23 protein-coding genes are annotated in these 22,892 nt (G+C 53.0%); all 23 read right to left on the bottom strand.

All coding sequences use genetic code 11. The features are described from left to right. Positions 1–29 precede the first annotated feature (29 nt). The gene (gene dcuC, locus BUB68_RS00715; RefSeq protein ID WP_073087913.1) at positions 30–1,304 is read right to left on the bottom strand and encodes a C4-dicarboxylate transporter DcuC; all 1,275 of its coding nucleotides are present in this window, start codon (positions 1,302–1,304) and stop codon (positions 30–32) included. Between the two features lie 177 nt (positions 1,305–1,481). Beyond that, positions 1,482–3,497, bottom strand: coding sequence for an ATP-dependent zinc metalloprotease FtsH (ftsH, locus tag BUB68_RS00710; protein ID WP_073087912.1), 2,016 nt, complete (start codon positions 3,495–3,497; stop codon positions 1,482–1,484). Between the two features lie 41 nt (positions 3,498–3,538). After that, entirely contained in the window at positions 3,539–4,090 is a 552-nt protein-coding gene (gene hpt / locus BUB68_RS00705) for a hypoxanthine phosphoribosyltransferase (protein ID WP_073087911.1), read from the bottom strand. Positions 4,091–4,092: 2 nt separating this feature from the next. Further along, complete coding sequence (gene tilS / locus BUB68_RS00700) at positions 4,093–5,478, bottom strand: tRNA lysidine(34) synthetase TilS (protein WP_073087910.1); 1,386 nt, start codon at positions 5,476–5,478, stop codon at positions 4,093–4,095. 72 nt (positions 5,479–5,550) lie between these two features. Then, positions 5,551–6,015: a S1 domain-containing RNA-binding protein gene (locus BUB68_RS00695; protein WP_073087909.1), complete on the bottom strand. Its 465-nt coding sequence runs from the start codon at positions 6,013–6,015 to the stop codon at positions 5,551–5,553. A gap of 82 nt (positions 6,016–6,097) precedes the next feature. Then, complete coding sequence (locus tag BUB68_RS00690) at positions 6,098–6,385, bottom strand: FtsB family cell division protein (protein ID WP_073087908.1); 288 nt, start codon at positions 6,383–6,385, stop codon at positions 6,098–6,100. A gap of 71 nt (positions 6,386–6,456) precedes the next feature. Further along, positions 6,457–6,951, bottom strand: coding sequence for a hypothetical protein (locus tag BUB68_RS00685; protein ID WP_256625442.1), 495 nt, complete (start codon positions 6,949–6,951; stop codon positions 6,457–6,459). A 51-nt stretch (positions 6,952–7,002) separates the two neighbouring features. Continuing rightward, positions 7,003–8,124 (bottom strand): MGDG synthase family glycosyltransferase, encoded by a 1,122-nt coding sequence (locus BUB68_RS00680; RefSeq protein ID WP_073087907.1) that lies wholly within the window; start codon positions 8,122–8,124, stop codon positions 7,003–7,005. 51 nt (positions 8,125–8,175) lie between these two features. Then, entirely contained in the window at positions 8,176–8,922 is a 747-nt protein-coding gene (locus BUB68_RS00675; protein WP_081371801.1) for an SDR family NAD(P)-dependent oxidoreductase, read from the bottom strand. A 64-nt stretch (positions 8,923–8,986) separates the two neighbouring features. Then, the gene (locus tag BUB68_RS00670; protein ID WP_014425315.1) at positions 8,987–9,259 is read right to left on the bottom strand and encodes an HU family DNA-binding protein; all 273 of its coding nucleotides are present in this window, start codon (positions 9,257–9,259) and stop codon (positions 8,987–8,989) included. Positions 9,260–9,409: 150 nt separating this feature from the next. After that, positions 9,410–9,817: a hypothetical protein gene (locus BUB68_RS00665; RefSeq protein WP_073087905.1), complete on the bottom strand. Its 408-nt coding sequence runs from the start codon at positions 9,815–9,817 to the stop codon at positions 9,410–9,412. Between the two features lie 13 nt (positions 9,818–9,830). Further along, the gene (gene floA, locus BUB68_RS00660; RefSeq protein ID WP_073087904.1) at positions 9,831–10,832 is read right to left on the bottom strand and encodes a flotillin-like protein FloA; all 1,002 of its coding nucleotides are present in this window, start codon (positions 10,830–10,832) and stop codon (positions 9,831–9,833) included. Between the two features lie 242 nt (positions 10,833–11,074). Then, positions 11,075–11,707, bottom strand: a complete 633-nt coding sequence (locus tag BUB68_RS00655; RefSeq protein ID WP_073087903.1) for an NfeD family protein — start codon at positions 11,705–11,707, stop codon at positions 11,075–11,077. 172 nt (positions 11,708–11,879) lie between these two features. Continuing rightward, complete coding sequence (locus BUB68_RS00650) at positions 11,880–12,326, bottom strand: GatB/YqeY domain-containing protein (protein WP_073087902.1); 447 nt, start codon at positions 12,324–12,326, stop codon at positions 11,880–11,882. A gap of 76 nt (positions 12,327–12,402) precedes the next feature. Next, entirely contained in the window at positions 12,403–12,582 is a 180-nt protein-coding gene (gene rpsU / locus BUB68_RS00645; protein ID WP_014425320.1) for a 30S ribosomal protein S21, read from the bottom strand. Between the two features lie 120 nt (positions 12,583–12,702). Next, positions 12,703–13,050 (bottom strand): histidine triad nucleotide-binding protein, encoded by a 348-nt coding sequence (locus tag BUB68_RS00640; protein WP_073087901.1) that lies wholly within the window; start codon positions 13,048–13,050, stop codon positions 12,703–12,705. Positions 13,051–13,125: 75 nt separating this feature from the next. Continuing rightward, complete coding sequence (locus BUB68_RS00635) at positions 13,126–13,815, bottom strand: SAM-dependent methyltransferase (protein ID WP_073087900.1); 690 nt, start codon at positions 13,813–13,815, stop codon at positions 13,126–13,128. 1 nt (position 13,816) lies between these two features. Continuing rightward, the gene (gene mfd / locus BUB68_RS00630) at positions 13,817–17,170 is read right to left on the bottom strand and encodes a transcription-repair coupling factor (RefSeq protein WP_073087899.1); all 3,354 of its coding nucleotides are present in this window, start codon (positions 17,168–17,170) and stop codon (positions 13,817–13,819) included. Positions 17,171–17,273: 103 nt separating this feature from the next. After that, positions 17,274–17,909 (bottom strand): hypothetical protein, encoded by a 636-nt coding sequence (locus tag BUB68_RS00625; protein WP_073087898.1) that lies wholly within the window; start codon positions 17,907–17,909, stop codon positions 17,274–17,276. A 636-nt stretch (positions 17,910–18,545) separates the two neighbouring features. Beyond that, positions 18,546–20,150, bottom strand: a complete 1,605-nt coding sequence (locus BUB68_RS00620) for a CTP synthase (protein WP_073087897.1) — start codon at positions 20,148–20,150, stop codon at positions 18,546–18,548. 11 nt (positions 20,151–20,161) lie between these two features. Then, a complete protein-coding gene (gene rpoE / locus BUB68_RS00615; protein ID WP_073087896.1) occupies positions 20,162–20,491 on the bottom strand; it encodes a DNA-directed RNA polymerase subunit delta in 330 nt (109 codons plus the stop codon). A gap of 35 nt (positions 20,492–20,526) precedes the next feature. After that, positions 20,527–22,182: an arginine--tRNA ligase gene (argS, locus tag BUB68_RS00610; protein WP_073087895.1), complete on the bottom strand. Its 1,656-nt coding sequence runs from the start codon at positions 22,180–22,182 to the stop codon at positions 20,527–20,529. 17 nt (positions 22,183–22,199) lie between these two features. Then, entirely contained in the window at positions 22,200–22,631 is a 432-nt protein-coding gene (locus BUB68_RS00605) for a YwiB family protein (RefSeq protein ID WP_081371792.1), read from the bottom strand. Positions 22,632–22,892 lie beyond the last annotated feature (261 nt).

The following is a 22,892-nucleotide window of genomic DNA, read 5'->3' as shown; positions in this document are numbered from 1 at the left end:
GTATACCTTCTTCCGTTTCATCCACAAAATTACAGGAACAGCATCAGTACCAAAGCAGCCGCCAGACAAGGCAGGGCGTTGCGCTTGGAAATCTCCATGGGGTTGACCTTGGCCAGACCTGCACAGATGATAGCTGCGCCGGCCACCGGGGACATGGAACGCCCCATGGCACCGGCAATCTGTGCCAGCGAACCCAAATCCATGATGCTCATGCCGAACTGTTCGGCAAAGGGCGTTACCGCACCATTGAAAGCAAAGGCAGCCGCATCACCGGAACCGGAAATCACGGCAATCAAGAAGGGGCCGAACGTACCAGCGGCAGCAGCGGCAGACTGAGAGCCCTTCATGACATCCGTCAGCGCACCGGTCAGACCCACAGCGGCCATACCGGTGGTAAAGACGCTGGCGCAGACAATCAGGCCGATGACATTGGCATAGGCACTACCCATACCGTCAAAGAAGTTCTTGCAGACTTCCTGCGCATTGGACCAGGTCGCGAGCAACCCCAAGACCACACCGATGATCATGGACAGGGCTACGCTCATCTCCGGCAGGATGCCCACCTGCTTGGAACCGAGAATCAAGAGCACCAGCGGTACCAGCGGCACGATGGCCCGCAGGGGATTTACCTTGAAATCATGCAAGTCATGATGCTGTTCTTCTTCCAGTGTAGCCAGATAGGCTTCCCGGCGTTCATCTGTCGCCCCTTCCTTCATGACCACGGCATAGACCGTCATCACGGCAATGCAGGCAAAGGAAGCAATCACGGAAGCCGGCGTTTCATTGATGATGACCGTCATCATATCCGTACCAGCCAGGTCAGCCACAAAGGGATTATGGGCGTTGCCCGGGCTGATGGCACTGCCCCAGGTACCAGCCAGTACTGTAGCAGCTGCCATAGCCGGATGGACACCAGCAGCAATCAGTGTCGGAATCAGGATACTGCCCACGGCCGCTGAGCAGCCAGCTGCCGAAGGAATGGCCAGACTGATCCACCAGGTCAGGAAAAAGGACAGCGGCACCAAGACCATACGGCCTTTTTTTAGGACACCGGAAATGGACTGCACCAGATGCTGGTCACATTCGGTGAGTTTCATGACATAGGAAAAACCCATCACCGTACAGATTGTCGGCACCAGGGAATTATTGGTCATGGCCTTCATAAAGGCTTTCATGATATCCTCCGGCAAGCCGCCGATCAGGCACATGATGACACCGGCCAAAAAGAGTACCAGGCGCGCTTCAATCTTCTTGATAATCAACGCAAAGGTCAGGATAACGATAAGACCACCAGCGAGTAACATAATAATACCTCCTGCTCACTGTAAAATATTTATGACACCATAATTATATATTATTTTATTTTACGTGACAATCAGCATGAATAATATTTAAGTACCGTTATGATGGACATCATTTTTTTCATTCTGTAAAGTTTACAAAAAAAGAAACCTTCTCCTAAGGAGAAGGTTTCCTGTCATTTACTTATCGTAATGGGTCACATTGAATTTCGGTTCCCGGGAGTTTTCCGTTACGCCTTCAGCAGGCACTGCTTCCTTGGGCGTCTCGATGCCCATGGCTTCATTGTGGATCTGCTGTACCAAGGTCGTCGGCGGGATCTGGGCCGGATCGCCATCCTTAGGACCATCATTGTTGTCCTTGGGCGGCTCCTGCTTCGGCTCATCCTCGGTGATGAAACCTTTTTCCAGCAGTTCTTCCAGCTGCTTGGCCGTAAGGGTTTCGCGTTCCATCAACGCCTGGGCGATGAGTTCCAGTTTGTCGCGGTTTTCCGTGATGATCTGGCGGCAGGCCTCATAGGCATCTTCCAGATACTTGCGGACTTCCTTGTCGATTTCGCTGGCCACTTCTTCGGAGTAGTTGCGCTCCTGATGGAAGTCACGGCCTAAGAACACCTGATGGTTCTGGCTCTCGCCATAAGCCACAGGACCCAGGACATCGCTCATGCCATACTGCATGACCATGCCGCGCACCATGCGGGTAGCCTGCTGGATATCCTGCGAAGCGCCCGTGCTGATTTCCTGCAGCACGATTTCCTCGGCCACACGGCCGCCCATAGCCACTTTGAGCTTGTCGAGGAGCTCGGACTTGGTGGCATAGTTGCGGTCTTCCTTGGGCAGCATCAGCGTGTAACCGCCGGCACGGCCACGGGGAATGATCGTAACCTTATGCACAGGATCAGCATGCTTGAGCATCATGCCCACGAGAGTGTGACCACCTTCATGATAAGCCGTCAGACGCTTTTCTTCATCATTCATGATATGAGACTTGCGCTCAGGACCGGCCATGACGCGTTCGATGGCTTCTTCCAGTTCCTGCATGTAGATCTTCTTCTTGTCGCGGCGGGCAGCCAGAAGTGCTGCCTCATTCACGAGGTTGCTGAGATCAGCACCCGTGAACCCCGGCGTACGGCGGGCCAGGATATCGAGATCCACGCCTTCATCCACCGGTTTGCCGGAAGTATGCACCTTGAGAATGGCCAGACGGCCGCGCACATCCGGCTTGTCCACCACGATCTGGCGGTCGAAACGGCCGGGGCGCAGAAGCGCCGGATCAAGGATATCCGGACGGTTGGTAGCCGCAATGATGATGATGCCTTCGTTGGCAGCAAAACCATCCATCTCGACCAGCAACTGGTTCAGGGTCTGTTCGCGTTCATCATGACCGCCGCCGACACCAGCACCACGCTGACGGCCCACAGCATCGATCTCGTCGATGAAGACGATGCAAGGCGCATTCTTCTTGGCCTGATCGAAGAGGTCACGGACTCGCGATGCACCGACACCCACGAACATCTCCACGAAATCCGAACCGGAAATGGAGAAGAATGGCACGCCAGCCTCACCGGCTACGGCACGGGCCAGCAGGGTCTTACCAGTACCCGGAGGGCCAAAGAGCAGAACGCCTTTCGGGATGCGTGCACCCAAATCGTTGTACTTCTTGGGATGCTTGAGGAACTCGACTACTTCTTCCAGTTCCTGTTTGGCTTCATCAGCACCGGCCACGTCCTTGAAGTTGACCTTGATCTTGTCCGAACCGCTCATACGGGCACGGCTCTTGCCAAAGGACATCACCCGGCCACCGCCCCCCTGGGTCTGCTGCATGATGAAGAACCATACCCCCACGAGAAGCAGGATCGGCAACAGGGACGAGAACATGGTGGACCACCAGGGTGGCTCCGGCGGATTTTCCGCATTGATCTCCACGCCCTTGGCGGAGAGTTTGTCAAAGAGTTTCGGGTCCCGGTTAGGATTATCCGGGGTAATGGTGGTAAACTCCGTACCATCAGTCAACGTACCACGAATGGTATTCTGAATGAGGACAACCTTTGCTACTTTGCCTTCATCCACCTGCTGCAGGAACTGCGTATAACCCACTTCCTGCTTGGTTGTGTTCCTTGTCGAAAAGTAGTCAATGATGGAGATGGCTACGAGTATTATCAACAAATAGAACCCTACATTGCGTAGAAACTTATTCAATCCATTGCCCTCCTTCCGAGAAGCCAATGCCTCCCAGGATTTTATTCTTCGGTGTAAATCTCCGGCTTCAACACGCCGATGTACGGCAGGTTGCGATAGATTTCCGCATAGTCAAGGCCGTAGCCCACCAGGAATTCATCCGGTACTTCAAAACCACAATAGTCAATAGGTACTTCTACCATGCGGCGGGACGGCTTAGAAAGCAGCGAGCAGAGTTTCACAGATTTCGGCTTGCGCTCTTTGAAGTACTTGGACAGATAATTCATCGTCGTACCGGAGTCTATTATATCTTCGATAACAATCAGGTGTTTTCCTTCAATATCGTAATCCAAATCTTTGAGGATTTTCACAGAACCTGTGGTGGACGTGCCATTGCCGTAGCTCGAAGCGATCATGAAGTCAAAGCGCACCGGCAGCTCCAGCTTGCGTACCAGATCCGTGTAGAACATCACAGCCCCTTTCAGAATGCCCACGCAATAGATTTCTTCCTGAACATCCTTATAGTCTTCCGTGATTTCTTTTGCCAATTCAGCAATACGTGCCTGAATCTGTTCTTCTGTGAAAACAACTTTTTCGATATCTTCGTGTAACATGATTAAATACCTCTCTCCTCTAACTTGAGATACAAAATTCTATGATAATCCTCAGAACCATGCAAACAATTTGCACTGCGCCTGCGGCCAATCATCCATATTATCTCACTGCCATTTGCCAGCAATGGCAGCATATCCCGCTCAGCCTGCGGAACCTTATCGTCAATCATCAGCTTCTTCAGCTTCTTGCATCCCCCGGGAAGCCGCATATAGTCTCCCGGTTTGCGGGTACGCAAAACCAGCCCGCCTGCAAAATTTTCCGGATACAGATAAAGTTCGCGAGGCGAAGTCTCCCCTCTTACCTCACTTTGCCATTCTGCGGTAAGCTTCCACGGCCCCCATAACGTTATCCCCGGAACCTGCACATCAGCTGCGGGTTGAACCACTTCTGCCTGATTGGTCCGGCTGTTTGATGATCCAATGGTCAGATAACCATAAGCCAGCCGGGCCATATAGTGGTGAGACAACTCCTGCTGGCTGCCAGTCGTGCCTTCTAAAAGCAAACGGCGTACCAACCCCGTCTGCTGGTAATTGAGGTCCAGTACCGAGCCCGTGACCTGCTCCCACAATTTACGGATCAAACCGCGCTGCAAAGCAGGATGAAGGTCTGCCACAGCCCTCTGGTTCAGCGCATGATCTGCCTGCCGCACATAAGCGTCCTCCTGCCAGCAGCGATCCACTTCCCCTTGCAGGAAATCCGCGGTCTCAGCCGCCATTTCTGCAAGCTGGCACAGGCTGCGGCTGATTTCCGGATTGTATTCCCGCCGCAATTGAGGCAACAGATCCAGACGCAAACGGTTACGGGTGCAATCTGCCACAAAATTCGTGGCATCCTCCCGAAAATCCAAGCCTTGCTGCTGGCAATAAACCAATATTTCTGCCTTGCTGATTCCCAATAGCGGACGCACAATCGGATAACGGCCGCCGCTTTGAGGACGCATCGCACCTAAGCCTTTGATGCCTGTTCCCCGCAGGATCCGCATCAATACGGTTTCCGCCTGATCATCTGCATGATGGGCCGTGGCAATATAGCCAAAGCCCTGCGCCTGACAAGTTCGTTCCAAAAAATCATAACGCAGATCTCTGGCCACCTGTTCCAAGCTCTGTGCCCTGCTTTTCGCGGTCTCCATGGCTTTGCCATGCTCCACAAAGCAGGGAATATGGCGCTGATGACAGAAATCTGCCACAAAGGCCGCATCAGCTAGAGAATCGTCTCCCCGGATTCCATGTTCATAATGCCCCACAGCCAATTGCCAGCTATAGCGGGAAGATAGATGCCACAAGATCTCCAACAGTGCCAGTGAGTCTGCCCCGCCAGAACAAGCCACCAGAATCCTGGCCCCCTGCGGAAGCAGCTTCTGGCATAGCTCCTCTACCTTTTCCCGCATAACACTCCTCAATCCTATCACCTAGAGCATAAAGAACAAAAGCACCCCTTACAGAGTGCTTCCAATTTATGCTCAGTCACGACGGGAGCCACGCCCGCCACGCTTGGAATCGGTCTTGCGCCGCAAGTCCGTCAGGCGCTCATCGCTGTCTTTGAGGAACTTGGAAAGCTTATCCTCAAAGGAAGCCGAAGTAGCACTGTAACGATTCGGTTTTCTAAAGTCACGGCCGCCAAAGTTGCCTCTGGGGGCACGGAAGGAAGAACGCTCACGAGCTGGGGCTTCGACAGTCACCTCGGCCTTTTTCTCCTGCAGCTGCTTGATGGAGAGGCCAATCTTGCCTTTTTCATCAATGGCTACTACCTTTACTTTAACCTTGTCTTTCTCTGCCAGGAAATCATGGACATCTTTTACATACTCATCTGCTACTTCCGAAATATGTACAAGTCCCGTTTTCCCCTCTGGCAATTCAATGAATGCGCCAAAATTCGTGATGCCCGATACGACACCATCCAGCACGCTGCCAACTTCAATGGACAAATTAATTCTTCCTCCTTAGAGTATTTAGAAATACAAAAAATATTATACCCTTGACAACTTGCGGGTGTCAAGATATACAAGCTTATTTATGACCGGTGCTGTAGGGAAGCTCCCCGGCTCTGGTCATCCCCAGTTCTTCCCGGGCGATCTTCTCGATATACCCGAGTTCATTAAGCTGCTGAGTTTCTTCTTTCAGCGCCGCATTTTCCTTCTGGGCAGCCTCCAGCCTGGCCTTGGCTGCCGCATAATCATCAGCTGCCTGGCTCAGGTAGACCTGCTGAGAGATGAGGATGGAGGAAAAATAAACAATGATTGCCAACATTATCAGGGCAAACCAGTTTATTCCCCGTCTTTCCCGTCTTGCTTTCATCCTTCTCCCTCCTTGCCAAAAACTCAATCTACTCTATAATAACCGCAAATTTTTCTCATGGCAAGACAAATCTACTTTTCTGACCATTGGAAATAATTTGTGGTGGCAATACGGCGAAAATAGGACTCACAGTTGCTGCAATGAAAGTGATCCTTCACATTCTCCATGTCCGGGCGGCCATTGACCAAACGCACCGCCTGACCTTCCACATAATCCATCATGCTCCCGCAGCGGGGGCATTTGCATTTATTCTCTGCATCCCGCTTCAGTTCCATCGGCTTCAGGTTCCCGGTGGGAATCCAGTTCGCCCTGTTCCCGGGACCACTTACCTTGGGCAGATCATGTTCATCATAGAAGCCCGAGCCCAACAGTTCCTGAAAATAGACACCGCAGTGATGGCATTCATATTTAGGCAGGATAGAAGACATATCTGCCCGGCCACCGACAATCTGTACTGCCGTACCATCCACGAAATGCAACGGCCGGCCACATTTGGGACATATGAAATCCTGATTGCCGTTCTTCTGCAATTGAAATACAGCCATGTTATCACCAATCTCTTCCATCAATTGTCCACTCTTGTGAAACCCGCAACTATAATATTCCCTATTCACTTGTCAAAAACCTGCCGACTGCAAAATTATTTTCACGATTTCTTCACTGGCCATTGGTCTGGCACAGGCCAATGCCCGCTTCCGCATCCCGGACAATGCCTCCCCCGCAAAGATCTCCTCCACTGCCGGCGAAAGCCGTTCCCCCGGATGAAGCCAGATGGCAGCCCCATGCTTCGTAGCATAGACGGCATTTTCCGTTTCCGGTCCCGGAATGGGATCATGGAGCAGCATGGGAGTTCCCAGGGCAAATGCCTCACTGATGGTCAGCGCCCCCGGCTTGGTGATCAAAAGGTCCGCTGCCCCCATCAGCTTCCTCACTTCATCTGTATAGCCCCAAACCTTCATGTCATGCCGGGAACTGGCAGCAAAATTCCGCACCTTTTGCAAAAGCTGCTCATTGCGGCCAGCGATAACCAGGAGCGTCAACGGCTGGGCGATCTTTTCCAGCTCCTGCAGGTTCTTCTCGATACCTCCCAGGCCCAAGCCGCCGCCCATCAGCATGATGACCCTGCGCTCTGGCGCAATACCCAGCTGCTGCCGCAATGCCCCCTTATCCGGCAGGAATCGCAGGGCACGGCTGATGGGGATGCCAGTGGCATGCAGCGTTTCCCGGGCAAAATCCTGCTGCAGCATGCCCTGTTCCATGGCCTCCGTGGCCATGAAATAATGATCCACGCCGCGGCATAGCCACATCTGATGCAGGGAATAATCCGTCATCACCACGGACAGGGACAAATCACTATGTTCCCGTTCTTTCCATAGGGAAACCGTCTCTGCCGGAAAAGGATGGGTACAGATGACATAATCCGGCTGATGTTCCCTCTGCAGGCGGCGGAACACCGGCAGCATGAAATACGCAAACATATTCTTGCCACAGCTGGCGCCCATCTCGCAACTAGAAAGCTTATAGAACACATCATAGAGATTGGGCACGAAGTTCAGCATCTCCAGATAGATCTTCTTCGTGAGCCAATGCCAGAAGGAAGTGGAACGGGCCATGAAATCCACCATGACAATCCGTGCCTCCGGCTGCTGCCGCTGCAGTTCCTCTGCCACCGCTTCTGCCGCCTTGATATGTCCTGAGCCGATGGATGCCGTCAATATCATGATTTTTTTCCCGGCCATCAGCCACACCTCCTGCACTACGAAATTCACACCTGCTCATTGTAACACAATTCAAGCTGTCAAACCACCATCAACATGCAAAATTGTCCCCGTGATGAAACCGGCTGCTGAAGATGCCAAAAATCTGATGGCCGCTGCCGCTTCTTCAGGCGTACCGATGCGCCCCAAAGGATAGACCGAAACCATCTCCCGCAAGGCCTGTCCGGGGTCCTGCGCCTCCTGCAGCTGTGCTTCCGTCAGCGGTGTCATGATATCCCCCGGCGCAATGGCATTGACACGCACGCCAAAACCCGCCAGTTCCAAAGCCAGCGCCCGGGTAAACATCACGACTGCCCCCTTGCTGGCACAATACAGGCTGCAATAGTAATTGCCATGCACCCCGGCATCCGAGGCCACATTGACGATATTGCCCCGGGACTCCTTGAGATAAGGCACGGCTGCCTGGCTCAGATAATAGGTGCCCTTCACATTGATGTCCAGCACCTGATCCACCTGCGCTTCCGTCATGTCCTCCAAGGCACCTTCTACATAAATGCCCGCCGAATTGACCAGCACATCAAGGCCGCCCCAGCTATCCAACACCTGCTGCACAACCTGCTGGCAATCCTGCCAGCTGCTCACATCGCCCGGCACGAATACAGCCTGTTCACCGGCAGCCAGTTCCACCAACGCCTGCCGTCCCCGATCAGCCGACCTGCCCATCAGGGCTACCTTTGCCCCTGCGGCCACAAACAGCTTAGCCGTTGCCAGTCCAATGCCGGAGGTGCCGCCGGAAATCAAGATTCTTTTGTCCTGCATGAATTTCTCCTTCATATGAAAAAAGAGCCGTGAAAAAATTTTCACAGCTCCTATATCAGCTCAATCAGTTCACAGCGTCCTTCAAAGCCTTGCCAGCCTTGAACACCGGATTCTTTGCTGCCGGGATTTCGATTTCCTTGCCCGTCTGCGGGTTGCGGCCCTTACGAGCAGCGCGTTCTTTCACTTCGAAAGTGCCAAAGCCGATCAGCTGTACACGGTCGCCTTCGATCAGTGCCTGCTGCACGCTTTCAAAGAAAGCACCCAGTGCCTTTTCAGCGTCTTTTTTCGTCAGACCGGATTTTTCTGCGATATTAGCTACCAATTCAGTTTTATTCATGAGCGTAGCCTCCTTAAAGAAAATTATTGCACTCCCGCGGCTAGCCGCGGGCCTTTGGGGGTTGCACCCCGCTATAAGAGAATTTAACAGAAAACCCGCGAAAAATCAAGGGTTTTCGGGAAAAAACAAAGGCCGGAGCCTGTTTTGGCCCTATTTTTTTCGATAAGCGCGGGGTTTACCCAGGATTTCAGACCAGATGACAGCCTGCTGCAGGGTATCAGGTCCTATAGCAGGCGGCACTGCTGCAGGTGTCTTTGACTGCGACACAGCAGCCTGTTCCTGCCGCTTCTTACGGCGCATCATCTCCTGATAGCGCTGCTGCTCAGCCAGGATGGCATCGCGCGCCTGCACCTGCGGCACAGTCAACACATTCGGCTGAGGCGGCGCACCGCGCAGTTCCGGAATCTCCAGCTTTTCCCGGCGTGGCTGCACAATATCCGGCAAGGGCCGCTGCGGCAGATCCGGGACACGTCGCCTGGGCACAGGCTTTTTCTGGCCCTTCTTATCCGAAAAAATCGCAAAGAGGATAAAGAGAACGATCACCCAAAAGGAATCCATGGGAATCCCCCCCTTATTTTACGGGCGCCTGCGGAGCCTGCAATTTGCCGGCTCCACTGCTCGTACTGATGGCGTTGCGCATATCCGTATCAGCCTGCACATTGTTGAGGTTGTAGTAATCCATAACCCCAAGCTTGCCTTCGCGCAGGGCCTGAGCCATAGCATGAGGAACTTCAGCCTGTGCTTCTACCACCTTGGCTTCCATTTCCTGCGTATAGGCCTTCATTTCCTGTTCCTTGGCCACAGCCATGGCACGGCGCTCCTCGGCTTTGGCCTGGGCGATGCGCTTATCGGCTTCGGCCTGGTCGGTCTGCAGTTCCGCACCGATATTGCGGCCCACGTCCACATCGGCGATATCAATGGAAAGGATCTCAAAAGCTGTTCCGGCATCAAGCCCCTTGCCCAGCACCGTCTTGGAGATGTCATCGGGGTTAGCCAGCACATCATTATGACTTTCCGAGGAACCAACCGTCGTGACGATACCTTCACCGACACGGGCGATGATCGTGGGTTCGCCGGCACCACCGACCAGACGGTCGATATTGGCCCGCACCGTAACACGCGCCTTGATCTTGAGCTCGATACCATTCTTGGCCACCGCCGAAACTACCGGCGTCTCGATGACCTTCGGATTGACGCTCATCTGCACGGCTTCGAGCACATCACGCCCAGCCAGGTCAATGGCTGCCGACCGCTCGAAGGGCAGAGGGATCTGTGCCCGATGTGCTGCGATAAGGGCATCCACGACCTTATCCACATTGCCGCCCGCCAGATAATGAGCCTCCAGCTGATTGACCGCCACATCAAGACCAGCCTTATTCGCCTTGATCAAAGGCAGGATGATCTTATTAGGCGGCACCCGCCGCATCCGCATACCAACCAAAGTCATGATACCGACTCTGACATTGGCCGCCAGCGCTGAAATCCACAAACCAATCGGCACGAAATGCAGGAATACCATGATAAAAGCAATGATAAGGACTAACAAAAAACCTGTTCCAATCAAACCACTCATAAATGCAAAACCTCCTTAAACACCTCATCCGAGCGCTTCGCGCCCACTCCCGGGGAGTCCACTGGACTCCCGCCGCTTCGCCGTCCTCTCAAGGGAAGGCTTTTCGTCCCGCATCGAATCCATAAAGGTATATCGTTGCCCAGCGCTCAAGGATGAGCGTTGTCGGCCGTAAATCCCGTGATGGGATTTCAGGCCGAGTTTTCTTTTGGTACTTTTCTTTGCGCCAAAGAAAAGTACACTAATCATACTTGCCGAACCACAACTCTATTACCTTGTACATCAACGACCTGAACTTGCGAGCCTTTGGGCACGAACGCCCCCTCGGAAACCACATCCACTGGCTTGCCATTAAGCCTTACACTCCCCGAAGGCCGCAACTCTGTCAGCACTTCTCCAGTCGCTCCCAGGAGCTCCGGCCGTGGCATTGCACTGACAAAACCTCTTTCGGAACGGCTTTCATCCTTGAGCACCACCTTATTCCAAAGCTTGCTCGACGGCAGCCGCTTCACAATCAAGGCGAAGATCACGATTGCCGCAACGAAGGACATCAGCATGGCATAGAGGGCATGGATATCGCCGCCCATGGCCAGTACCACGCTATAGAGCATGGCCGCCACGCCCAGGCCGGCCAAAAGGCCCACGGTCGGCAAGAGCATTTCCACGATAATACAGATGAGACCGCCCATAAATATGGCAATCTGATAAAGCGACACCAATCCCTTCACGTACTGGCTGCCCCAAAATACACCGGCAGCCACCAGCCCTAACAAAATGCCCGCACCCATGCCGCCAGTCTTTATCTCCACCATGATGGCCAGAAACATGATGACCAGCAAAAGCATCTGCAATACCGGCATATCAATCACCGCATCCATAAACTCACCCCCTTGGCTATTTATTTCCACAATCAACCATAAAAATCCTGCCCTGCATCAGCAATAACAACGCATTAAGCCCAAGGGGGCTGGTGATGTTTTCCGTAGCGTTTGGCAAGCTTGTCCAAGCGAAGGAAAAATATTACCAGCCCCCTCGGGCACCTATCATATATCAGTTCTGCAAAAAGCTCTTAACGATATTGTTGACCATCTTGCCATCAGCACGGCCTTTGACCTTAGGCATGAGTACCCCCATAACCTTGCCCATATCTTTCGGGCTGGCAGCACCGGTCTGCTCCACAGCAGCCTTGACCAGTTCGCGCACTTCGTCTTCGGAAAGCTGGGCCGGCAGATACGGCATGAGCACATCGATCTCAGCCTGCGTTTTTGCCACGAGGTCCTCACGGCCGCCCTTCTGGAATTCCTCGATGGAATCGCGGCGCATCTTGACTTCCTTGCTGATTACGGCAATGACGTCTTCTTCACCGAGTTCCTTCTGACCGTCGATTTCCTGCTGGCGGATAGCACCACGTACCATGCGGATTACGGCCAGGCGCTCCTTTTCCTTGTTCTTCATGGCTTCTTTCATATCAGCGGTAAGCTGTTCTTTCAATGACATATCCATCTTCCTTTCCTATATGCGCATAGCAAAAAGACACCTGAAAATCTTGCGATCTGCAGGTGTCCCGCGCAAATTATCTGAACTTGCGCTTACGAGCTGCCTCAGATTTCTTCTTGCGGCGAACGCTCGGTTTCTCGTAATGTTCACGTTTTCTCACTTCAGCCAGCGTACCAGCTTTCTGGGACATGCGCTTGAAGCGGCGGAGAGCACTATCGATTGATTCATTTTTACCAACTTTGATTTCGTTTGCCATCTATTTTTCCCCCCCTCCACTTAACTTGGGAGTTTGTGTTTTCAAAACTACACCACGCTATTATACAATAACAATAACGCCCATGTCAACACAAACTTCGCACAAATCAATGCTCTGGACTTAGCCGGGAGGCCATTGCATGGAGCGACCGCCTAAGAGATGGAAATGCAGATGCTTGACCGTCTGGCCGCCTTCATCGCCGGTATTGGCGACAACGCGGAAGCCCTTTTCAGCTACGCCAAGTTCACGGGCCAGCTGCGGAATCACATCCACCAGGATATGAGCGGCCAGTTCCTTGTCTTCCTGTTTGAGTTCCGCTACGCTTGCCACATGCTTCTTGGGAATCACCAGCACATGCACCGGCGCCTGCGGTTCCAAATCCTTGAAGGCCACAACCTGCTCATCCTCGTAAACCACCGTGGAAGGGATTTCCTTATTTGCTATCTTGCAAAAAATACAATCTGCCATCATTTACACCCCCTTTGCAAATCACATATAGTATAAATTCAACAAAAATGTTGAAATACCTGCTTTCAAAAAAATTTATTCCGCTTTATTTGCCTGAACGGGCCGGATATAAAGGCTGGTCAGATGGTCAAGATCCGGCTGCCGATCGAGCTCGTATAGCGGGATCTGCCGGATGGACTCATCCTCCATCGCCAGATCATGGATGTAGGTGATCTCATATTCATCCGGATAGAGTTCCATCAGCATGAGTTTCGCATCGGAAGCGATGGGCTGGCTGTAGACCTGCGTGATGATCAGCGACTGTGCCGGCGTCTCGTTCAATGTTTCGATATCCAAGGCATCGAGGATGGTCAGGCCTTCTACCGGGTCGATGCCCAGACGGGTATACATGACCTCAACAAAACTCATGCCCGGACGGATATCCACCGCCACATCTGTCCCCTTAGCCATATCCCGCAGCAATACCACGGTACGCTCAGCCACCAGAGGACTGCCCGGCACCACATAGACCAGTTCGCCCCAGGCCTCTGCCTTCTTCAGCAGGTCAGCGGCGATGCTGCGATAGAGTGTCTCAAAATCTGCCGCTTCTTCATAGAAGCCATCATACGTTGTATATTGGATGCCAGCTTCGTCCAGTGCCGCTACCGTGGGGTGGATTTTCGTGCGCAGGATCAGATGCTCTGCCTGCTCCATCAGTGCCCAGCTTTCCCGGGTAATCAGGCCGGCATGGCCGGGGCCTAAGCCAACTACTGTAATCTTTGCCATATTATTTCTTCACTTTCGCTTTCGTTATTTTTTTCGTCACCGGTTCACTCGTCTGCATTGCCGCCTCTTCTTCACCTCTGGCCAGCAGCAAAAGCCGCAGCACGAAATTGGTGATATTCTTTTTCTGGCTGTCCTGCAAGGCAAAGCGATAACCGTTTTTTCCGGGCAGGGAACGCATGCTGCGGCCCAATACTTTATCGACAGCAATCAGCCCCTTGGCGGGCAGGCGATGGCCGGGCAGGATATAGATATCCAGTGCCTTGGGCAGTTCTGCAATGGTGCGGATCTTCAGCTCGCGGGCATAGTTCTTGATGCGGGCTACCTCCAAAAGGTTCATGACCGACTGGCTGGGTTCACCGAAGCGGTCAATGAGCTCATCGAGCAAAGCGCGGATTTCCTCATTGCTGCGGATAGCGGCAATGCGCTGATATATCTCAATCTTATGCATGGCATCGCTGACATAGTCCCCATCAATATAAGCTTCCACCTGCAAATCGATGATCGGGTCTGGCTGAACCTCCACCACTTCTTTTTCGCCATGCTGCAACCTGTCCACAGCCTCTTCAAGCAGCTTGCAGTACATCTCGAAACCGACGCTGGCGATATGCCCATGCTGCTGGGAGCCTAAGAGATTGCCTGCGCCGCGGATTTCCAGATCCCGCATGGCTATCTTGAAGCCAGCTCCAAGTTCGGCAAATTCCTTCATGGCCTGCAGACGCTTCTCTGCCGTCTCCGTCAGGATTTTATCCGCCTGATAGACGAAGTAGGCAAAGGCCATATGATGGGAACGGCCTACGCGGCCCCGCATCTGATAGAGCTGGGACAGGCCGAAATGATCGGCATTATAGACAATGATGGTATTGGCATTGGCCACATCGAGGCCGTTCTCTACAATACTGGTAGCTAAGAGGATATCGTATTCCCCTTCGTAGAAATCCATCATCACACGCTCCAGCAAAGACTCCGGCATCTGGCCATGCGCAGTCTGGATACGGGCATCGGGCACGAGCGATTCCAGTTTTTCCCGCATGCGGTCAATGGTATCGACGCGGTTATAGACAAAGTAGACCTGACCACCGCGCTTCAGCTCACGCTTGATAGCACCGGCGATAATCGCATCATTGTCCTCTACCACATAGGTCTGCACCGGGAAACGGTCCGCTGGCGGCGTCTCAATGATGCTCATATCCCGCGCTCCCACCAGGGACATATGCAGGGTGCGGGGAATCGGCGTAGCCGAGAGCGTCAGTACGTCAATGCCTGCGGCCAGCTTGCGGATCTTATCCTTCTGCTTGACGCCAAAACGCTGTTCCTCGTCCACAATCAACAGCCCCAGATTCTTGAACTGCACCTTGTTCTGATTGAGGATGGCATGGGTGCCGATCAGGATATCCACCTGCCCCAGCCTGACTTTCTCAATGGTCTGCTTCTGTTCCTTCAGGGTACGGAAACGGCAGATGACATCTACCTTGGGCGCAAATTCCATAAAACGGGCATTGAAGGTCTGGAAATGCTGCTGGGCCAGGACTGTCGTCGGCACCAGCACCGCTACCTGCTTGCCGTCCATGGCGGCCTTATAGGCAGCCCGGATGGCTACTTCCGTCTTGCCAAAGCCCACATCCCCGCAGAGCAGGCGGTCCATGGGCTTTTCCTTCTCCATATCTTCCTTGATTTCCGCAATGGCCTTGAGCTGATCATCCGTTTCCTGATAGGGGAAAGCATCTTCAAAATCATGCTGGCTGCTGTCATCCGGTGCAAAGGCAAAGCCCTTCGCCTGACGCCGCTTGGCATAGATCTCAATCAGCTGTTTGGCAATATCCTCGACGGACTTCTTGGCCCGGGCCTTGGCCTTGACCCATTCCGTACCACCCATGCGGTGCAAACGGGGCACTTCCCCTTCGGCACCGATATATTTCTGCAGGAGATTGACCTGCTCAGTCGGCACATAGAGCTTGTCATCCCCGCCGTATTTGATATGCAGGTAATCCTTATGGATGCCGCCAACTTCGAGGGTTTCCACACCGATGTACTTGCCGATACCGTGACCGGCATGCACGACATAATCCCCGGGCTTGATATCCCGGAAATGGGAGAGCTTCTCGCCCTTGCTTTCCTTGCGGATGGCCCGCCTTTTCGCATGCCCGAAGATATCCTTCTCCGTCACGACCACCAGGCTGGCAGCGGCCATCTCAAAACCGTTGATCAGGCGACCAACCTGGATATTGACGCAGTCTGACCGAAGTTCTGCCCCTTCCTCAATCACGAGGGAAGGGTAACGATGACGAGCCAAAAGTTCACGCAGGGAATCGGCCTTGCTCTTCTCAGACAGCAAGATCAGGATGTGCTGTTTCTGCGCCAGCCAGCGGCTGATCTCGTCCATGAGCAAGTCCATCTGCCGCTGGAAGCTGGCCACATTGGGTGCCGTAAAGCTGATGGTCTGCGCAGCGTCTGCGCCATGCACCTGCTGCAGCAGCATGGCCGTATAGAGCACACGGTTTTCCCGGGCTGAAGCCTGCAGGTTTTCCCAGGAAAAGACCTTGCCTTTGATATCAGGATTTTCCCGCACCATGGTGCGCATCTGTTCCCGCAGGCGCGTGGGCTCATCAAAGAGCACCGTGCCCTTGCCCTCGAGAAAGGACAGGAAGACTTCGGCCTGCCCGGAACTGTCCGTCTGCGCCAGTGGCATGATGGTCGCACTGTTGATGTTCTTCAGGGAACGCTTGCTGTCTAAATCGAATTCCCGCAGGGAGTCGATCTCATCCCCAAAGAATTCGATGCGCACGGGGTTCTCGCCATTGATGGGATAGACATCCACGATGCCGCCCCGGGCGCTGAACTGGCCGATGCGCTCGACTTCATCGGCATGTTCATAGCCAAGCTGCACCAAGCGCTGCAATATCTTCTCTAAGGCGATTTCCTCACCGATGCTGATGCTGACACTGAGCCGGGCAAAATCCTGCCGGCTGATGCCCTTCTGCACCGCAGCCGTTGCCTTGGCCAACACAATGACCGGGTCTTTGCGTGAGAGCCGCACCATCACGTCCATGCGGCGGGCGGAACGCTCCATACTGCGGGCCTGGGCCTGCACGGTCATCATATCGAGTTCCGGCAATTCGAGGATTTCGGTTCCCGGCAACAGAGACAACAAATCCTCCCGCCAATCCTGCAAGGCCTCTGTACTATGAACGATAATCACCAATGGTTGGGGTGCCCGTTCATAAGCCGAAGCCAGAATTGCATGTTTTTGGGAGTTTGATAGGCCATATACCAATGTTTCCTGGGGCGCGGCCTGCATACAGGCCTGCAGTTTCTTGACCCCGGCATTGCTGCTGAGTGCAGCAAATAAAGAATTCATCTTCACACCTCAATATTCTTCCTTGCATATATTACGCGAAAATGGGACTGTCGGCCAACACCGATAGTCCCTTGCTCGTATGTCAATATGGTTTATGATAATCCTATTTTTCTTTCACGTCAAGCCACGGGCGCATTTTCCAGACAAATTTTGTCCCCTGGCCAGGCTTCAGAGCCTGCAGATCCGCCGCAGTCCTGGCGGGAAGTATGCAATAGTTGCCACAATAACGGCAATCCAGCCGTACCGAATCCCGTTCCACCGCCGCTGTAATGTCTGCACTGCCACAGGTACATTCCAGCTCGCCGCTGGCCGCCAGATCGTGAATGCGATTGAGCGCTTCCAGCAAGGTCTGCTGATGTTCGATGTAACAATCGCCGTCAGTGGGATGCAAAGCATCGTATTCTGCGGTGTTGAAGTCCAGGAATTCGGCAATATCCTGCCACCGGCCAATGTAGCCGAGTTCAAAATTATCGTGCTGACAGTAAAGTCTGGCAAACCTGAGTTTTCGCAGCTGCCGCCAGGTAAAGACTTGGCGGTTCTCGCCTTTGCATATTCCGCATTCCGTGTTCAGTTCCAGTCCTTTGCGCGGCCGCAAGGTAATTTTGCCCATCTCGTGCCCACAGTTCTCACACTCCATAACGAATTGCATCTGCCCGCTAAAGAGTGGTACATCCCGCAGTTGGATTCGGCCGCAGCGCTGGCAGTAGAACGCCAAAGAACAGGCCGTATCGATAAGCATTGAAAATCCTCCTCTCTCCGTAAAAATCCCAGTCCCAAGCCAAAATTTCCTTACATTTGACTCTCTCATCTTTTATACTGTCTATTTCTACGAGTTTGCTTGCTTATCCTGCTTGATTGAAAGTTTTTTTCCCCCAAGACGGCTAGGGCGAGGGGATTATTCAGACTGCGCTACGGTGATGGGCTAAACTTATTTTTTTCTCTCAATCAAGGAAGTGGGCAAAGGTTAAACTCGCTACGCTCAAACAAAACCTTTGCGCACTTCCCTGGAGAAAAAAATAAGTTCTTAACGCCCATCACCTAACGCTCCGCTTAGAATAATCCCCTCGCCCCAGCCTTACTGCCTGCTTGCTGACAGGTTTTAATTCGTGACTATTGCAGCGATAGTCACAATATGTGCAGACCAGTTCCTTCTAGCGGCTTAGGGAGCTTTGGCAGAGCGGAGCGTATGCCGGCAGGCGTTAAGAAACTATTTTTTGCCCACCACAAAAAATCAGCGGGAAAAGTCTGCTGTCTGAGCGCAGCGAGTTTTGACTTTTCACGCTGATATAAAGGGCAAAAAATAGTTTTAGCCTGACGGCTCAGCGGAGCGAGTCAAAGCTCCCTAAGCCGCCAGGCTGGTACTAACTAACTAAATTTATTTAACCTGCAAAGCTGCTTTGACAAAATCGCGGAACAGCGGATGCGGGTTGTTCGGGCGGGACTTGAGCTCGGGATGAGCCTGCGTTGCCACGAACCAGGGATGGTCTTTTACTTCGACCATTTCCACCAGGCTGTCATCCGGCAGGGTACCAGCAATCACTAAGCCGCGCTCCGTGAGTTCCTGACGATACTTGTTGTTGAACTCATAGCGATGACGATGGCGTTCGGCAATGTTTGCCGTGCCATAAGCGGCCAGAGAATGCGTACCTTCACGCAGAGTGCAGGGATAGGAACCAAGACGCATCGTGCCGCCCTTGTCTTCGATGCCCTGCTGGGATTCCATCAGGTCGATGACTGGATGCTTCGTTTCCTCATTGAACTCAGAGCTGTGCGCGTCCGTCATGCCGCAGACGTGACGGGCAAATTCGATGACGGCGCACTGCATGCCCAGGCACAGGCCCAGGAACGGGATATTGTTCTCACGGGCATACTGGATAGCCTTGATCTTGCCTTCCACGCCGCGATCGCCGAAGCCGCCGGGCACGAGAATGCCCTTGCAGCCCACGAATACTTCCGACAGATCCGTATCCGGATCTTCGATGGCTTCCGCATTGACCCACTGGATCTTCACGGATGCATCGTTGTAGATGCCGCCATGATGCAGGGCTTCCGTCACGGAAATGTAAGCATCCGGCAGTTCCACATACTTGCCGACCACGGCCACCTTGACCTTCTTGGACGGGTTATTGATCTTGTAGACCATCTTTGCCCAATCGGACATATCGGCCGGGCCGTAGTCCATATTGAGCTTCTGCAGGGCAATTTTATCCAGCCCCTCGTTCTGCATCATCAGAGGCACTTCGTAGATTGTGGACGCCGTGCGGTTTTCAATGACAGCTTCCGGCTGCACATCGCAGAACATGGCAATCTTTTCCTTCATGTCCTTGGAAATGGTCTTTTCCGTGCGGCACACGAGGATATCCGGCTGGATACCAATGGCACGCAGTTCTTTTACGCTGTGCTGCGTCGGCTTCGTCTTGAGCTCGCCAGCTGCGGAGATATACGGCAGAAGCGTTACATGAATGTAGAGGGTATCCTTCGGGCCGACTTCCTTCTTGACCTGACGGATGGCTTCGAGGAACGGCTGGCTTTCGATATCGCCTACAGTACCGCCGATTTCCGTGATGACCACGTCAGCGCCATCAGCCTTGGCTACATCATAGACACGCTGCTTGATTTCGTTGGTGATATGAGGGATAACCTGCACCGTGGAACCCAGGTATTCGCCGCGGCGTTCCTTGTGGAGTACAGACCAGTACACCTTACCCGTGGTAATGTTGCTGTTCTTGGACAGGTTGATGTCGATGAAACGCTCATAGTGGCCGAGGTCGAGGTCAGTTTCTGCACCATCATCGGTCACGAACACTTCACCATGCTGGTAAGGGCTCATGGTACCCGGATCAATATTGATATACGGGTCGAATTTCTGAATGGTCACCTTGAGGCCACGGCTTTTCAAAAGACGGCCCAGGGAAGCGGCCGTAATGCCCTTGCCCAAAGACGAAACTACACCACCGGTAACGAAGATATACTTTGCCATGATTTACCTCCTTATTCCTGAATGCTTTCCAGCTTCTTCTGACGGCTGTTGATGGCCTTGTTGGCAGCCTTGGAGCGGGATGCCGTACCGCGGGCAGCATGACGCTTCACTTCAGGCGGGTTCCATTCCGTGAGGCCCCACTGCTGGTCGCCTTCATGCTGGAAACGGCTGTCCATATTGATGAGGGTATATACTTCCGAGATAGCTGCGGACAGGGACTGTACCGGCTTATGCTTCTTTTCGATTACCTCGAGGATCAAATCCTTGTAGTACATGGTCTGACCTTTTTCCGTCAGCACGTGATAAGCGATATCTACTTCCGAGCTATTGATAAAATCCATAATCAAAGGGTCTCCTTCCAACTCTTAAATTTACCTTACATCTGTTCCGGTGCGGATACACCCAGAATTCCCAAAGAATGACGGATCACATGGGCCGTTACCGTCACCAGAGCCAAACGAGCTTCTGCCAGTTTCGGCTCTACGCCGACAATGCGGCATTTATTATAGAAGCTATGGAAGGCACTGGCCAAATCATAGCTGTAGCGGGCAATGCGCTGCGGTGCATAGTCACGGGCAGCACGCTCGATTTCTTCCGGATATTCCTCAATCTTCTTGATGAGGTCGATTTCCGACTCATCCGTGAGCAGAGAAAGTTCCGGCTTGTCGCTCAAGGACAGCCCCGTTTCCTTGCACTGGCGGAAGATGCTGCAAATGCGGGCATGGGCATACTGGATGTAGTACACCGGGTTATCATTGGATTTTTTCTTGGCCAGATCCAGATCGAAGTCGAGCTGGCTGTCCAAGGAACGCATCAGGAAGAAATAGCGGGCAGCATCGGTGCCGACTTCTTCCATGAGTTCGTTGAGGGTTACACTCTGGCCGGTACGCTTGCTCATCTTCACGAGCTCGCCGCCACGGTAGAGAGCCACCATCTGCAGCAGCAACACCGTGAGTTTTTCGGAATCATGGCCCAGTGCATCCATGGCAGCCTTCACGCGGCATACATAGCCATGATGGTCAGCGCCCCAGATATTGATGAGACGGTCAAAGCCACGCTCATATTTATTATGATGGTAAGCGATATCCGCAGCCAGATAAGTGGGCACACCATTGTCACGGATAACCACGCGATCCTTGTCATCGCCGTAAGCCGTGGACTTGAGCCAGAGGGCGCCATCCTTTTCATAGATATTGCCGTTGTCCTGCAGGATCTTCACAGCAGCATTGACAGCTTCCGGATGCAGGGTGCGCTCGCTGAACCATTTATCAAAGGTCACATTGAAAGAGGCCAGATCTTCTTTGAGGGTAGCCAGTTTTTCCACATAGGCCAGATCCTTGAAGATATCCATGCGCTCTTCATCACTCATGGAGAGGTATTTGTCGCCTTCCTTGTCGATGATGCGCTGAGCCGTGTCAATGATGTCCTGGCCATGATAGCCGTCTTCCGGGAACTCGACGTCCTGTCCCAGAAGTTCGAGATAGCGGGCATTGACGGAACGGGCCAGATTGTTCATCTGATTGCCGGCATCATTGATGTAGTACTCGCTTTCCACCGGATAACCAGCCGCCCGCAGCAGGTTCACGAGGGCAGAGCCGGCTGCCGCACCACGACCATGACCGACATGGAGCAGGCCCGTGGGGTTGGCACTGACGTATTCCACCTGAATCTTCGGTGCGTCTTTCTGCGGCAACTGGCCGTAGTTTTCGCCTGCTTCGAGGATTTTCTGGAAGGAATCATAGAGCACATTGCCCTTCAGATAGAAATTCAAAAAGCCCGGGCCGGCAATCTGGGCATGGTCGAGCCAGTCACCCTCGATGCGTTTTACCAGTTCCTCGGCAATCTGGCGGGGAGCCTTGCGGAACACCCGTGCCGACTGCATGGCAAAGTTCGTGGCAAAATCGCCGAATTCCTTCTGCGGGGGTACTTCCAAAACGACTGCCGGAAGTTCCCCTTCCGGGAACACACCATCAGCAATAGCACTTTTTGCAGCCGCGACAATGGCTTCTGTCAGTGTATCTTTAATATCCAATCCAAAATCCTCCTAATTTATTCGCTTATAGCGTTAATCACTACATTCAAGGTATTGTGGCTTTGCAGTACATCATTCAGATGCATGTCGTACTCAGCCTGCACTGTGCCCTGCCCCTCAGCAAAGCAGATATCCAGCTTCTTGCATTCCACCAGCAAATCAAAATTACCGTAGGGCGTTCGATACACACTACGGGTCTTTTCCCCCAGCCGAAAATCCAGCTGCATATCCACAGCTCCACGGCGTATCAGCGTCAATCCCCGGTCATGGAATTTCAAGACCGTGGGCACCGCCTTATCGTGGAGAGAGGCATCCTCATAACGCACATAATGTTTGCCCGCCCGGGCCGTGTATTTGCCGCGTGCCGCAGATTTCAGCACCGTCCGTTCTCCGGCCGTATCTACCTGCACGCCTTCCACAGCTACCGAGACAGTCATTGTCTCCGTCATATAGCCACCTCTTTAAAACATACTGTAAAACATTATAAACTAATCTAACGGCCTTGCCAACAGTTTTTTTATATTTTTCGTTGGTTATGGTTAACATCTTATTTTTGATTGTCAGGACCTGCTGCCGGCAAGATACTTAACATTCAATACCCAAGCTAATCCATAAGAATCAAAGGTCAATGCCGTCCCGAGGGCGGCGCGGCGACGATGATTTGCCAAAGCGAAGCGTCTGACCGTGAACGTTAAGAAACAAATTTTGAC

The sequence above is a fragment of the Pseudoselenomonas ruminantium genome, from assembly GCF_900142515.1.
In the GTDB taxonomy this organism is placed as follows: Bacteria; Bacillota; Negativicutes; order Selenomonadales; family Selenomonadaceae; genus Selenomonas_A; species Selenomonas_A ruminantium_D.
This window is presented reverse-complemented; position numbering and strand designations above follow the sequence as displayed.